This is a genomic window from Bradyrhizobium sp. Crot121, from assembly GCF_059512385.1.
Genome location: NZ_JCAMOR010000033.1, coordinates 32533 through 45334, shown reverse-complemented (window position 1 = coordinate 45334; position 12802 = coordinate 32533). Strand labels below are relative to the sequence as shown.

Below are 12802 nucleotides of genomic sequence, written 5' to 3'. Positions count from 1 at the left end.
ATATGAGTTTCCATTCGATCTACCGCCACGGCTTCGCCCGGGCCGCTGCCTGCGTCACGGTGTCCCGTGTCGCCGATCCGGCCGCCAACGCGACCGCGATCATCGAGGCGGCCCGCGCCTGCCACAAGCAGTCGGTGGCAGCAGCGGTATTTCCCGAACTGTGTCTCTGCGGCTATGCGATCGAAGATCTGGTCATGCAGGATCCGCTCCTGGATGCGGTGGAGCGAGGGCTGGTGAGCGTCCGGGCGGCATCGGCCGAGCTGATGACCGTGCTGATCGTCGGCGCACCGCTGCGTCATGGGGCGCGGATCTACAATTGCGCTGTTGTCATTCACCGTGGTCGCATTCTCGGCGTCGTTCCCAAGACGTACCTGCCGACCTATCGGGAGTTTTACGAAACCCGTCACTTTGCCTCCGGCGCGGGATTGACCGGGTTGGAGATCACAATTGGCGATGTTCGCGCTCCCTTCGGCGTCGACCTGCTCTTTGAGGCCGACGATGTTCCGGGACTGACCATAGGCGTCGAGATCTGCGAGGATATGTGGATCCCGGTGACGCCGGGATCGGAACTTGCCTTGGCCGGAGCGACCGTGCTCGCCAATCTCTCCGGCAGTCCGATCACGATCGGCCGGGCGCTGTCGCGTGATCTCTTATCGCGATCCTGCTCCGCACGCTGCCTTGCCGCCTATGTCTATGCCGCGGCGGGAATCGGGGAATCGACCACCGATCTGGCCTGGGATGGCCAGACCTCCATTTTCGAAAATGGCGTGCTGCTGGCGGAGGGTGAGCGTTTCCGGCAGGACGGACAGATCACGATCGCCGACATCGATCTGGATCTGCTGCGTCAGGAGCGCTCGCTGATGAGCACCTTCGACGACAATCGAAGGCAGAAGAGTGCCGGCTCCTATCGGAGGATCGGTTACGCGCTGCGGCCTCCGATGACGGACATCGGATTTGCGAGGAAGGTCGAGCGCTTCCCGTTCGTGCCCAGCGATCAGCGCCGCCTCAATCAGGATTGCTACGAGGCCTACAATATCCAGGTTGCGGGCCTGGTGCAGCGGCTGCGGGCCATCGGCACCAAGCGCGTCGTGATCGGCGTGTCCGGCGGGCTCGATTCCACGCACGCCCTGATCGTTGCCGCCAAGGCGATAGATCTTCTCGGATTGCCGAGATCGAACATTCTTGCCTACACGCTGCCGGGCTTTGCGACCGGCAGCGAAAGCAAGGCCAATGCTCTGGCCTTGATGCAGGCGCTGCAGGTGAGCGCCGGCGAGCTCGATATCCGCCCAGCCGCCACGCAGATGCTCCGCGACATCGATCATCCCGCAGGACGGGGCGAGCCGGTCTATGACATCACCTTCGAGAATGTGCAGGCGGGGCTGCGCACCGACTATCTCTTCCGCCTCGCCAATTATCGCGGAGGGATCGTGATCGGCACGGGCGATCTCTCCGAGCTGGCGCTCGGATGGTGCACCTATGGCGTCGGCGACCAGATGGCGCATTATAACGTCAACGCCGGCGTGCCGAAGACGTTGATCCAGCACTTGATCCGCTGGGTCATCGCGACCGAACAGTTCGACGATGAAGTCGCAAAAACGTTGCGCGCCATTCTCGCCTCGGAGATCTCGCCCGAGCTGGTACCTGTTCAGGCCGGCGAGACCCCGCAGAGCACGGAAGCGGCCGTGGGGCCGTATGAGCTGCAGGACTTCAATCTGTTCTATACGCTTCGGTTCGGCTTCCGGCCGTCGAAGATCGCATTCCTCGCCTGGCATGCCTGGAACGACGTTGTCAAGGGCGAATGGCCAGCCGCGTTTCCCAATGACCGGCGCAAAGCCTATCCGCTTGCCGATATCAGGCGCTGGCTGGAGGTCTTCCTGCGGCGATTTTTCGCGTTCAGCCAGTTCAAGCGTTCCGCGATGCCAAACGGCCCCAAGGTTTCGGCCGGAGGGTCACTTTCGCCCCGCGGCGATTGGCGCGCGCCCTCGGACGCCAGCGCTGCGGCTTGGCTGGAGGATTTGGAACGAAACGTTCCGCCCGCCTGACAAGGACAGATCGATAGGCACCGCCGGAACTGATTTGCGTTGTTATTGACCAAGCTCAACGTCCCGATAGTGGAAATGCGCTGAATGAAGGTTTCCGCTCGTAGACGTGGGCATGTTCTCGAGAAGGTCGACCAATGCCCAGGAACAAGCAACGCGGTTCCTCACGGAAAGCCGGTTTCTCGACTCGAATCGGGCCGGTAACGACGCCGGTCGCCAACAATGTCGCAGGTTCGGGTCGAAAATCCGTCAAGCCATCGCTCACCAAGCCTTTTCATGTTGCCGTCGATCGGCAACTGAAGTCCGAGCACGAAAGCTACGAGGCCGCCGAGAAGGCCGCGATCGAAATCAAGAAGCGACATCCGAAGCTTCATGTGACGGTGTTCGACGCCAAGGCGCAGCGGCACACGCCCATCGAGTTGCCGAACGGCCGGCATGGCTCCAATCACAACCGACACGGCAATGCAACGCCGCGCAAGGCTGCCGCGACTGGACGCCATCAGTGACGGGCAGCGCATCCAATGCGGTCGCGCCCTTCGGTGCCTGAGGCATCTCTCCGGACCTTGCTAGAGGGTTTTCGAGCGAAGCATGCCCTCGGACTTGATCCGAGGGTGGACACCGGTTCGCGTGAAGAAAACGCATCAAAACAAGAATCTAGAGCTTCAGTTCTGATGCTATCAGAACCGAAAATGCTTTAGAGCGGCTGCTCAAACTCCTCCGCGGAATGCCCGAATTGCGATAGGGCCTCTTCCAGATAGTCACCGAGTAACGGCATTCCCAAGAGATATTCCGCCGTGCGCTTGTTGTGCGCGTGCGCGGCCTCCGCGCGAAGGTCGTCCCACTCGTCGAGTTCGCCGTCGCCGCGGCCGAGCCATGTAAGCGTCACCAGGTCGACCTGTTCGTCCTCGTTCAGGCCGCGGATGATAGCCGTCAGTTCGCCGCTGACGGGATCGTCGCGATGATCCTCAAGGACCGAAAGCATGGCATCGTCACTCGCGTTGGAGGCGGGCTCCGGGTCGGTCACCGCATCCTTGACGTCGAACTGCCGTGCCTTCGCGAGGATCGCTGCGACCTTCGCGGAGGAAATGGTAATTTGGGGAATTTCGTTCATGGCAGACTCCTCGCTGAGACCGCCAAGCTAACCGTTCTGTGATGGTACACCATTGATGCGGGTCAAACTCGGCGACGAACCGTGGGCGCGCCAGGGGCCATCAGTGTGTCGTCCGTCGCTCCGATGCCTGACGCAAGGCGATTGCGAGAAATCGTGGAAACGCTGAAGGTTGAATTGGCAGGTGCGGTGCGTCTATCCTTTTGCACCGGACCTGCCGTGCGCCGGCGCAGGATATTCAGATGGACCTTTGGCCAATCCTGCAATCGCTCGTGCTCTTGACCTTCGCGAACGGCACGTCGGTTATCGCCAAGAAGATATTCGGCTCCCGTTTGGAGTTTCCTTTGGATGCGGAGGTGCATTTCGTCGATGGCCGCCCGTTGCTGGGTCAGTCAAAGACGATCAGAGGTGTCGTCCTTTCCGTGGCCGCCACTGCGGCGGCCGCGCCAGTGCTTGGCGTGAGCGTCGCCACAGGCGCTCTGGTGGCATGCCTTGCCATGCTCGGCGATGTCATCTCCAGCTTCATCAAGCGTCGTCTCAATTTGCCGTCCAGCGCCCAGGCGGTTGGGCTGGACCAGATTCCGGAATCGCTTCTGCCGCTGGTGGTTTGTCAGAATGCGCTAGCGCTGACATGGGTCGACATCATCATCTGTGTCGGCATTTTTCTGGTAGGGGAGCTGATGATCTCCCGCGTGTTATACATGCTGCACATCCGCGATCAGCCTTATTGAGGCGCAAGGTCGCTAGATGCCGTCCCTGCCAATGACCTTGCGGCGCAGCTGTTCGCAGAACTCCTCCAGCAACCGCTGGATTTCTTCCATTGTCGCAAGCAGGCGGGTTGCCTGCGATCGATTGGCCGGATCGGATCGTGGGTCGTTCAATTTGCTTCTGAGATGCTCGAGACGTTTGCGGCCGGCCAGTACTCGATCCTCCGCGAACCGAAGCTGCTCCAGGTCATGGCTCAGCTTGTTCTGCTCCTCGATCAGCAATTTGGTAATGGTGGAGCGTTTTTCAGGCGTCAGGTTGCCGTCCCACAGGGCCTTCAGGAAGTGATCGATATTGGCGCGAACGACGAACCTGTCGGTTGGTGTCTCGTAAGCGCGATGCGCTTCGGAAATCCGTCGCTCGATGAATTCCCGCTCGGCATCGCTCAACTGGGTCTTCAGGAGCCGGCGGTATCGTTCGATATTTTGTGCATAGGTCAGGCGGGGATCACTTGAATCCGACGACATCGACCGCTTTCCCCATTCCGCCATCACCGCCAAAGTTATCGCGTACCGACTGAAAAAAGGCAGCCTCCTTGGTGGGCGAAAGTTTGATCAGGATCAAATTTGTGCAGCGCGCATGTTGGCGGCCAGTTCCGGTCGCGCCAACGCCGGCAAACGTAGGTACTCTTTGACGGCGATCAAAAAGGAAACGCGGCAGATCGGCTACTCATCGGCGATGGCAAGAGGTGGACAACATATGCCGACGAACGCAACCCGCATGGCGGGACCCGCGATTCATGCGACCGATCCCTGGACGCCGGGTCATCCGAAAAAGCGTGTCCGGCATCAATTGTTGAGCAACGACGAGCGCGCACAGCTTGCAAAGATCGCTGCAATCGTTCGCTTCGAGAAAGGCGAGCGGATCTACAATCAAGGCGATCGCGCCGATGCGGTGTTCAACATCATAAGCGGGGTCGTCACCGCGTATCGGATGCTTGCCGACGGACCGCCCGTCATGTCCTTTCTCTATCCCGGCGATCTCTTCGGTTTGACCGAGGAGGCGCGGTACACCAACACGGCGAGGGCCACAACACCCATCATCGCCTACAAGATGCCGCTGCAGTCGGTGCAGCGGATTCTGAGCAGCAGCGCCAATCTCGACGTGCAAATCATTGTGAAGCTCTGCGACGAATTGCGTCAGGCGCAGCATCATGCGGTTCTCCTTGTCCAGAAAAGAGCGGTCAAGAGGCTCGCCATGTTCCTTGAGCTCCAGGAGCACCTGCAGATTGCGCGGAACGAGTCGATCTCGGAAATATATCTGCCGATGGATCGTTCGAGCATCGCCGATTATCTCGGCATTACACTTCCGGCGCTCAGCCGCGCATTCCGGGCGCTCGTCGTGAAGAAGATCATAACCACGCGAGGCCGACATCACGTCAAGGTTCTTGACCGTGAAGCCTTCAAGAAGATGGCCGATGCGTGAGCCGTCGAGGCTTTGATGAGCCAGACCGCGCCGGGCACGAGAAGGCATGCCCGCCGATATCGCTGATGTGACCGATCGTGATGCCGCCATACCTTGGTACGATGGCGGCCCCAGCGCACTTCATGGGATGAGAGCGGGCGACAAGTTCATCGGAGTAAACGCGATGCGTACTTTCTTGGCCTTAGGCCTGTTGATCACCCTGTCTGCATCTGCCAGTGCGGCCTCCCTCCATCACTTCAGGCCGGAGCATGTCATCATTCCACCCGGCCCGGTCTACGCGGTTCCGCGCTGGGAGTTCGCAGCACCTCGGCCGCTGATGCACTACGACGACACGCCGAGCTACAACGATCCGTCCAAGTTTGGCGGCGGCACGGCGCTATAACTGCCGCGTCTGGAGTCTGATAAGATGAGGTCGAATTGTGTCCGCGATGGGCGCTGCGTCTCTTCACCTCTCCCGTAGGGAGAGGTCGGCGTGTAACGCCGGGTGAGGGGATTTGCTCTATCGAGGCACCGTAACCCCTCACCCGCGCCTTCGGGACGACCTCTCCCTACGGGAGAGGTGAACTTGCGGCGAAGCGGCGTTTCAACCAAAAGACATTGCGCTCTAGTTGCTCTTCTGGAGCGCGGCCGTCTGCCTGGCGAGCTGTTTATCGAAATCCTGTTCGAGGCCTGCCGCGTAGGCTGCGAGCTCGCCGGGCTTGACGAACGGGTTGGGGGTGCCGTCCTTCATTTGCGCGCGCTTCTGTTGCATGCCGTACACTTCCGGATGTGGGCCGAGCAGCACGTCGATCTTCATCGCCTTGGCTTTGGCGAATGTCGATCGATAGTCGTCGGCGATGCCGGGATAGGTCGGGTTGCCGACCAGCCTGTTGAGCGCGACTGTTCCGCTGCAGAAGAACAGCACATCGCGATCCTGACCGCCCTCCTTGACGGTCATCTCCCAGCTCGTGCAGCCGGGTGAGTGGCCGGGCGTCGCATGCGCCGTCAGCGTGGTGTCGCCGAGCGTGACCTTGTCGCCTTCCTTGACGGCGCGGTCCACCTTCACGGGCGGGAAGCCGAGATCGGCGTTCTTCTCATCGCCGGGATAATATCCGCCTTCCAGCAGGGGCTTGTCACGTTCGCCTGCGACGAGCTGCGCGCCGGTCTCCTGCTTGATTTCGGCAAAGCCGCCGGTGTGATCGAAATGTGCATGCGTGTTCAGGATGTATTTGATGTCGCCGAGCTCGAAGCCGAGTTTGGCGATGTTGTCCTTGATCATGCCGGTGGACTGCGGAAGCGCGGTGTCCATGAGGATCAAACCCTCAGACGTCTTGATCACGTAGACGGCGATGCCGTCGGTGCCGACATAGTAGATGTTGCCGATCAGTTGAAACGGCTCGAACGGCGTGGTCCATTTCTTGGTGACCTGCGCCAGGAAATCCTTGACGGTTTGCGCTTGCGCGCCGGTTGCGAACAGCGCCAAGGCGCACAGCACGGCTGTGAGCGTCCTCATGATTGCCTCCCCTTTGTTTTTTATGGTGCGCAATAAGGGCATTGATGCGCGATTTGAGCCGCCAGCTCAAGCATCATTCGCGTGCGTTAGCGGCGAGCGCCGAAGGCAAACGGAGAAGCGCCCGGTAGCAAGGACGAATTGATGTCGCTGTCGATGCGCCCCGACTGTTGGGTGTAGCCGACGCCAAATGAGAGGCTGAGATTCGACGCTGGCTGGATTTCGATGCCCGCATGCGCGCTATAGCCGGGCAGGGTGCCGGACACGGAGTCGAAGGGAGCGAAGGGGCTACCGATGCCTGTATTATATTTCAAGGTGTCGAAACCGGCATAGACCGTGAGCGGCAGCCCGCCCGCGTTCTTGAAGCTGTAGCCGAACTGCACGCCCTCAGTATAGAGCGAGCCGAAATTGCCAAAGGCTGCATACTGGTTGATGCCGCTCAAGCTCATGGCACCGCGTTCGCTGCCGACGAACCAGCCGTTCGGGAAATTGTAGCGCGTATAGGAAAAGCGGCCGCCGCGAGCGTCACTGGCGTCAAAGCTCGGAAAGTTGCCGTATGTGCTCGAACTCTGGTCGACCGTCACATTGTCAAAGCCGATGGGCCAGCCTGGAGTCCAATATGTCATCGGAACAACTTGGCCGTGGGCCGTTTGCCCGCCCAGACAGAGCGCTGCTAAAGTGACCGCGAAACTTAATCTGCCTGAGAAAACTGACATTCCGCACTACCGCCAAGTCTCCCGCAACTATACGCTCCGGATATCAAGAACACCAGTGCGACGCCGCTTGCCGTCGCATCATCAAATTTCGCCGCGATACGTCCGGTTTGGCAGTGCGCATTTGTGTCGTTACCAGTGCGAAAATCACGGCCTCACCACGTGGAAAACGGTCCCGCGAACGGCCGGCCCCAGAAAAGCTGACGGTCGCGTGCGCGGGCATAGGGATACTCGCTTGCCGGAGCGCGTCGTCGCATCTTGATTCCTCCCTGCGGCTCGCCGCTCATGAGGACCACGAATTCCGTTCCTTTGCTGGTTTCAGAGCTCAACCCTTCGTCGGTGATGATCAACGACGAGCGCGGCGTTATCCCGGCGATGCGATCCAGCACGTCCTGCGGAATGACGATCCGGTCGAGCGCAGCCATTGCGCTGGCCGGCTCCGTCTTCTTTGGCTCGACCTCGCGAGCTCTGTGGCCGCGCGCCGGATCGTGAGGTTCTGCCGCGCCGCCGTGCGGATGGCTGCTTTCCAGTGAAACAACGCTCCATCGAATGCCGTTTCCGCCATCGGTCGGCTCCATGGCGGTGAAGACATGTGTGCCGATCGGGCGATCGGGGTCCTGGATGGTGACCGGGCTGTCCAGGATGGGCTCAAATGCCCGCCGGACATACAGCCGCTGGGTTTTGCGGCTGATCAGCACTGATACCGGCTCGAGCTCGTGCGCCGCCTGGCGTGCGGCGTCGACTGCCGCAATCCGCGCATTCTCCGCGGCGAGCGCGGCCTCACGCGCGGCGGCGACGGCATCGAGCTTCGGTTGCAGCTCCGCCTTTGCCGCCGTCCATTGTTCCTGCAACTCGGCTACTCGGGTGACCGCCTGCGCTTTGGTGCGCTCGGCCTGTTCTTTTGCCTCGGGCGAGGCGGCGGAGCCAAGCGCGGCCTCGGCGGCGGCCAGTTGCGTCTCGGCCCTGCGCTTCAGATTGTCCGCAACGCGCACCGGCATCGATGCCTGTGTGGATTCCCGGTAAGCCTTCGCGGCGGCGCGCCTTGCCTGATCCGCCTTTGCGGCCGCCTCATCGGCTTCTGCCCGCCGGGCAGCGGCCGAAGCGATGGCGCCCGGCTTCGGCTGTAGCAGAGCCGGATGGGCAATCTCGATCGGCGCCACATCGGTTGGTGCCACGATCACCCGCAAGCCGATCCGCGTGTCCTCGAACAGGCGCGCCGCGAAATCGAAAGGCATCCGCACGCAGCCATGGGATGCGGCATAGCCGGGCAGGGGGCCGCCATGGAGTGCGATGCCCGACCAAGTGATGCGCTGCATGTGGGGCATGTACGCATCGTCATACAGGTTTGAGTAGTGCTCGGCTTCCTTCTGGATAACGCTGAAGATCCCGGCTGGCGTTTCGCGTCCTCTCTGGCCGCTCGACACCGGCGCGCGCAGGATCCAGCCATTGGCGTCGTAAACGGTGATCCGCTGGTCCTGGAGCGAAACGACGGCCATCATCGGTTCGCCGGCGATGCGCGACTGGACGGATTCGACCGAGCGCTCGCTCCGAGCCCCCCTGGCGTCCGCAGGGTCTCCAGCCGCGATAAGTGCGGCGAAAGCGGCGATGATAAGATATGCTGGCTGCCGCCGCGTCTGTTTGCGCTGCCGTCTCACAAAACGCGAAATCATGCGCACACCATCTGCGGCGCCAGTCGCCCCGATCCAAACTCGTATGGTTCTTGGGACATTCGCGCGGCGCAATTAAGGAATTTGGCAGAGCTTGCTCGCGTCGTTGGAGCGCATGCTTGAAATACGGTTAGATCGTTCTCCCCTTCGACGCTCTTGCGTTTTTTGTGCGTTTCGCCGCGCCGCGATCGGCGCGCATAACCAGTTTGGTGTGCTTTTTCGTGTTCGCCTCCGCGTGGCGAACCTTCGTTCCGCCGTGGTGGGAGGCATATTCTCTGCCGTCGATCGGTGCCACGTGCGGCGGATCTCGATCGAGATACGGTCGCCCGATGCCGAACTCCTTCCCGTGTGCATCGACCCATTTCCAGAGGGCTTCACTGGCAATCCACCGCTGCCCCCGTGTCGTGCCTTTCACGCTCACGATGTCGGCCGCGAGCCCGTGGCCATAGCCGCCGCGCAAGCTTCCGCCATGATATGACCTGTTGCTTGCCGCCTTCAGGCCGCTTGCGATTGCTTGACGGTAGTCATCGCGGAACGCGCTGGTGATGCCCGGCGACAGTCCGGCTTGCTCCGCCGCGTGAAGCGCATGAAACAGCTTCAGCTTGAAGCCCCGATCCATGCCTCCGATCACGTAGTCCATCATCGGCATGCCGGCTCTTTCCGCCGCCTTCGGATCCTTCCAGGTAAAGTCGGCATCGACGAGCCTTGTAAAAGTTCTGGTGACAGTCCTCGTCTTGCCTCTCTTCCTGATTGTCACTTTCCTCTGCTCGGACACCTTGTTGGTGTCTTCCTTGGGCGTGCGTTGGTAGAGCGCCCACAGGTATCGGTCGACGCAGATGTCCACCACCAGGCATTCGTCGAGAATTTCGATGCGGTTTGCCGCCTCCGTGCCGTTGTCGTTCAGCACCGGGTCAGGCGTGTTCGCTGTTGCCACCTGCATGGGTGGTGTTTCGGCCGGCAGCGTCGGCGACGAATCCGGCAGCGCGGCTTCGACGATCGGTTCCGCCGCAACCGAGGCCGCCGGCGCATCGGCAACGATCCCCTTCACCGACTCGACGGCGGCTGCCACATCGGCGGACGCGACGATAGTGGCGCTTCCCGCCGCGGCTGCCTGTGGTGCATCCGCGGGCTCGGCGTTGGTGGAAAGAGAGGGTGCGGGGTGGTCTTCGATCGGCAGCGCGCCGGAGTGCTCGATGCTGGCGGAACCTAAGCCGCCGAGCGATGCAACGACCCAACCTGCGAGAACGATCGTTCCGCACAGCGCCGGCGCCACCGTCGCAAATTGCCGCGGGTTCATGTCCCGTAGCCTCCAAAGGGCTCCACTTGAGCCGAGTTACACAGCCAAGCATGCGACAGCGCTGATCTTTCCGATCGAGTTGTGGACGCACAATGGCGAAAAGTGCCGGTTGACACTTTTTCCTGGGACTGTTGCCCGGGTGCAACGCGCTGCTGACGCAGCAAGCGATTTCGTCTGGTTGGCAGGCAGAACGCCGCGCTTTCAGACAAATACAAATTGAATTGTAGCCAATCGAAGCAGGGAAGGGCAGCTACGCACTCACCTGTTACGGGGCAACGGCCCGCGCTTCCGCAAGGAAAGGCTGGAGCGCCGGATTGAGATTGCTTGGCCGCCAGGCGACCACGTGCTCGATGGTCGGCGCTTTTTCAAGCTTACGGTGGACCAAATTCGCAATGCCGAGCTGCCCCATGGATTGCGGCACCAGGGCAATGCCAAGGTTCTCCGCCACGAGATTCACGATTGTCTGCTGAAGTGCGACCTCCAACCTGAATGTCGGCTCGAACCCGCCCGAACGACAGTAGCCGACAATGGCCTCGCGCAGCTTCGGTGCGACATCGGTGGGGACAGCGATCAGGGGCTCGCCATTGAGCTGCTTGGCGCGGATCACCTCATGGCCGGCGAGAGGATGGCTGGCGTGCACGGCCAGGCACAGCCGCTCGCGATAGATCGTTTGCGTCTCGAGGCCTCGAATGGGGCCGGCGTTGAACATGATGGCGGCATCGAACTGCCCGGCCAGCACAGCATCAGCCAAAGTGGCGGGAACGATCTCCCGCAATTCGACGCGTACCCCGGGATGATTGGCCATGTAACGCCGCGCCAGCCCCGGCAGGACGGTGTAGGCCGCGTGCATCATGAAGCCGATGGAAAGCTCGCCCAGCTCGCCGCGCTCGGCCAGACGCGCGTTGCGACAGGCCTGATCGAAGCTGATCAGGACCGCGCGTGCGTCCTCCAGGAAGCGCCGACCTGCATGGGTCAGCGTAGCGCGCCGAGAGTGACGCTCGAACAGGCGGACGCCGAGCTCCTTTTCCAGCGCTGCGATCTGCCTGCTCAGCGGCGGTTGGCTGATGTGAAGGCGCTCGGCCGCGCGCCCAAAGTGGAGCGTCTCGGCCAAGGCCACGAAATAGCGCATCTGCCTGATGTCGATCATGATACCGAAAAGGTATGGATAGCGGCGTGAATTGGTATTGGATGATATCAGAACGGCTGGATAGAGCTAACCGGCAATTTCAAAGTCAGGCTCTCCAATGCTCTCGACCCTCACCACCGTCCTCCCCATTTTCGCACTGATCTTCGCGGGCTGGTTCGCTCGCCGGCTCGGCGTCCTCGGCCCCCACGCGTCTACCGAGTTGAACCGCTTCGTCGTGCACCTCGCGCTCCCGGCCCTGCTTTTCGACGTCATCGCGCACGCCCAATGGGCCGATGTCTGGCAGCCGGGCTTTATCGCGGCATTCGGCATCGGCGCGGCGCTGGTCTTCTGCCTCACGATTGCCGTTCGTCTACGCCACCCGCGGCACCTGGCCGACGCCGCCATCGACGGCCTGAACGCGGGCTACGCGAATGTTGGCTTTGTCGGTTTTCCGCTGGCGCTGGTGGCGCTTGGCCGCGACGCGTTGGCCCCGACCCTCATTGCCACGATCATCACGGTCTGCATCCTCTTTGCCATTGCCATCGTGCTGATCGAAACTGGCCTGCAAACCGAAAAGCGACGCAAGCACCTTCTCATCAAGGTGGGCGGCTCGCTGCTTCGCAATCCCTTGCTGGTCGCACCTGCTCTCGGCGCGATCGTTCCGCTCGCCGGTCTCAGTGTCCCTGCGCCGGCCGAAAGCTTCCTGAAACTATTGGGTGGCGCGGCTTCGCCCTGCGCGCTTGTTGCGCTCGGACTGTTCCTGGCAGCCAAGCGCGAGACCTCAGAGCAGGATATCGGATCGGCAGCGCTCCTCGTGAGCTTCAAGCTTGTCCTGCAGCCGGCCGTCACATGGATCATGGCGACCGCCGTGTTCGGCCTGTCACCGTTGCTCACTCACGTTGCGGTTCTGCTGGCCGCTCTTCCGACCGGGACGGGCCCGTTCATGCTGGCGGAGTTCTACCAGCGCGAGGCTGATATCACGTCCAACGTCATCCTTGCTTCCACTGCGGCATCGATTCTGACCGTGAGCGGGTATCTCGCTTTGGCCGCTTAGTGTGTACTCGTGACGGCGCAGATCTCTGGAAAGCAGTAGTTCCTTGTATCACTACCACCTCACGATCCATCTGAAGTTTGGTTGTTAACCAAGGCGGTCGATTTAATTCTCGCATGCGC

At 61.4% G+C, this 12802-nt stretch carries 13 protein-coding genes; 6 read left to right on the top strand and 7 right to left on the bottom strand.

What is annotated here, in order from left to right; all coding sequences use genetic code 11:
- Positions 1-2 precede the first annotated feature (2 nt).
- Entirely contained in the window at positions 3-2042 is a 2040-nt protein-coding gene (locus AC5ZGW_RS25880; RefSeq protein WP_130225025.1) for an NAD(+) synthase, read from the top strand.
- A 134-nt stretch (positions 2043-2176) separates the two neighbouring features.
- Positions 2177-2545, top strand: coding sequence for a hypothetical protein (locus tag AC5ZGW_RS25875; RefSeq protein WP_130225026.1), 369 nt, complete (start codon positions 2177-2179; stop codon positions 2543-2545).
- Between the two features lie 188 nt (positions 2546-2733).
- Here the strand turns inward: AC5ZGW_RS25875 and AC5ZGW_RS25870 are convergent, their stop codons facing one another.
- The gene (locus tag AC5ZGW_RS25870) at positions 2734-3150 is read right to left on the bottom strand and encodes a DUF3775 domain-containing protein (protein WP_130225027.1); all 417 of its coding nucleotides are present in this window, start codon (positions 3148-3150) and stop codon (positions 2734-2736) included.
- Positions 3151-3419: 269 nt separating this feature from the next.
- On the opposite strand from AC5ZGW_RS25870, the gene AC5ZGW_RS25865 reads away from it, so the two are divergent.
- On the top strand, positions 3420-3878 hold the full coding sequence (locus AC5ZGW_RS25865) for a CDP-archaeol synthase (RefSeq protein WP_245474624.1): 459 nt from the start codon (positions 3420-3422) through the stop codon (positions 3876-3878).
- A gap of 12 nt (positions 3879-3890) precedes the next feature.
- Here AC5ZGW_RS25865 and AC5ZGW_RS25860 read toward each other — a convergent pair whose 3' ends face one another.
- On the bottom strand, positions 3891-4379 hold the full coding sequence (locus tag AC5ZGW_RS25860; protein WP_130225028.1) for a hypothetical protein: 489 nt from the start codon (positions 4377-4379) through the stop codon (positions 3891-3893).
- Positions 4380-4611: 232 nt separating this feature from the next.
- On the opposite strand from AC5ZGW_RS25860, the gene AC5ZGW_RS25855 reads away from it, so the two are divergent.
- Positions 4612-5337: a Crp/Fnr family transcriptional regulator gene (locus AC5ZGW_RS25855; RefSeq protein ID WP_165435124.1), complete on the top strand. Its 726-nt coding sequence runs from the start codon at positions 4612-4614 to the stop codon at positions 5335-5337.
- A 46-nt stretch (positions 5338-5383) separates the two neighbouring features.
- Positions 5384-5719, top strand: a complete 336-nt coding sequence (locus AC5ZGW_RS25850; RefSeq protein ID WP_245474625.1) for a PDZ domain-containing protein — start codon at positions 5384-5386, stop codon at positions 5717-5719.
- Positions 5720-5941: 222 nt separating this feature from the next.
- Here the strand turns inward: AC5ZGW_RS25850 and blaBJP are convergent, their stop codons facing one another.
- The 5 genes from blaBJP to AC5ZGW_RS25825 all read right to left on the bottom strand — a co-directional run bounded on the left by blaBJP (position 5942) and on the right by AC5ZGW_RS25825 (position 11650).
- Positions 5942-6829: a BJP family subclass B3 metallo-beta-lactamase gene (gene blaBJP, locus AC5ZGW_RS25845; RefSeq protein WP_130225030.1), complete on the bottom strand. Its 888-nt coding sequence runs from the start codon at positions 6827-6829 to the stop codon at positions 5942-5944.
- Positions 6830-6915: 86 nt separating this feature from the next.
- Positions 6916-7452, bottom strand: coding sequence for a hypothetical protein (locus AC5ZGW_RS25840; RefSeq protein WP_245474626.1), 537 nt, complete (start codon positions 7450-7452; stop codon positions 6916-6918).
- A 242-nt stretch (positions 7453-7694) separates the two neighbouring features.
- Positions 7695-9209 (bottom strand): L,D-transpeptidase family protein, encoded by a 1515-nt coding sequence (locus AC5ZGW_RS25835; protein ID WP_245474630.1) that lies wholly within the window; start codon positions 9207-9209, stop codon positions 7695-7697.
- 127 nt (positions 9210-9336) lie between these two features.
- Complete coding sequence (locus AC5ZGW_RS25830) at positions 9337-10503, bottom strand: peptidase M15 (RefSeq protein WP_496113982.1); 1167 nt, start codon at positions 10501-10503, stop codon at positions 9337-9339.
- A 265-nt stretch (positions 10504-10768) separates the two neighbouring features.
- Positions 10769-11650, bottom strand: coding sequence for a LysR substrate-binding domain-containing protein (locus tag AC5ZGW_RS25825; protein ID WP_130225033.1), 882 nt, complete (start codon positions 11648-11650; stop codon positions 10769-10771).
- A gap of 97 nt (positions 11651-11747) precedes the next feature.
- On the opposite strand from AC5ZGW_RS25825, the gene AC5ZGW_RS25820 reads away from it, so the two are divergent.
- Positions 11748-12683: an AEC family transporter gene (locus AC5ZGW_RS25820; RefSeq protein ID WP_130225034.1), complete on the top strand. Its 936-nt coding sequence runs from the start codon at positions 11748-11750 to the stop codon at positions 12681-12683.
- Positions 12684-12802: the final 119 nt, after the last annotated feature.

What these genes read in the sequence shown, in the direction of transcription:
- AC5ZGW_RS25870 (WP_130225027.1), bottom strand. Translation starts at nt 3,150, where the DNA reads ATGAACGAAATTCCCCAAATTACCATTTCCTCCGCGAAGGTCGCAGCG.
- AC5ZGW_RS25825 (WP_130225033.1), bottom strand. Translation starts at nt 11,650, where the DNA reads ATGATCGACATCAGGCAGATGCGCTATTTCGTGGCCTTGGCCGAGACG.
- AC5ZGW_RS25850 (WP_245474625.1), top strand. Translation starts at nt 5,384, where the DNA reads ATGCCCGCCGATATCGCTGATGTGACCGATCGTGATGCCGCCATACCT.
- AC5ZGW_RS25855 (WP_165435124.1), top strand. Translation starts at nt 4,612, where the DNA reads ATGCCGACGAACGCAACCCGCATGGCGGGACCCGCGATTCATGCGACC.
- AC5ZGW_RS25875 (WP_130225026.1), top strand. Translation starts at nt 2,177, where the DNA reads ATGCCCAGGAACAAGCAACGCGGTTCCTCACGGAAAGCCGGTTTCTCG.
- AC5ZGW_RS25860 (WP_130225028.1), bottom strand. Translation starts at nt 4,379, where the DNA reads ATGTCGTCGGATTCAAGTGATCCCCGCCTGACCTATGCACAAAATATC.
- AC5ZGW_RS25830 (WP_496113982.1), bottom strand. Translation starts at nt 10,503, where the DNA reads ATGAACCCGCGGCAATTTGCGACGGTGGCGCCGGCGCTGTGCGGAACG.
- AC5ZGW_RS25880 (WP_130225025.1), top strand. Translation starts at nt 3, where the DNA reads ATGAGTTTCCATTCGATCTACCGCCACGGCTTCGCCCGGGCCGCTGCC.
- blaBJP (WP_130225030.1), bottom strand. Translation starts at nt 6,829, where the DNA reads ATGAGGACGCTCACAGCCGTGCTGTGCGCCTTGGCGCTGTTCGCAACC.
- AC5ZGW_RS25820 (WP_130225034.1), top strand. Translation starts at nt 11,748, where the DNA reads ATGCTCTCGACCCTCACCACCGTCCTCCCCATTTTCGCACTGATCTTC.
- AC5ZGW_RS25835 (WP_245474630.1), bottom strand. Translation starts at nt 9,209, where the DNA reads ATGATTTCGCGTTTTGTGAGACGGCAGCGCAAACAGACGCGGCGGCAG.
- AC5ZGW_RS25840 (WP_245474626.1), bottom strand. Translation starts at nt 7,452, where the DNA reads ATGACATATTGGACTCCAGGCTGGCCCATCGGCTTTGACAATGTGACG.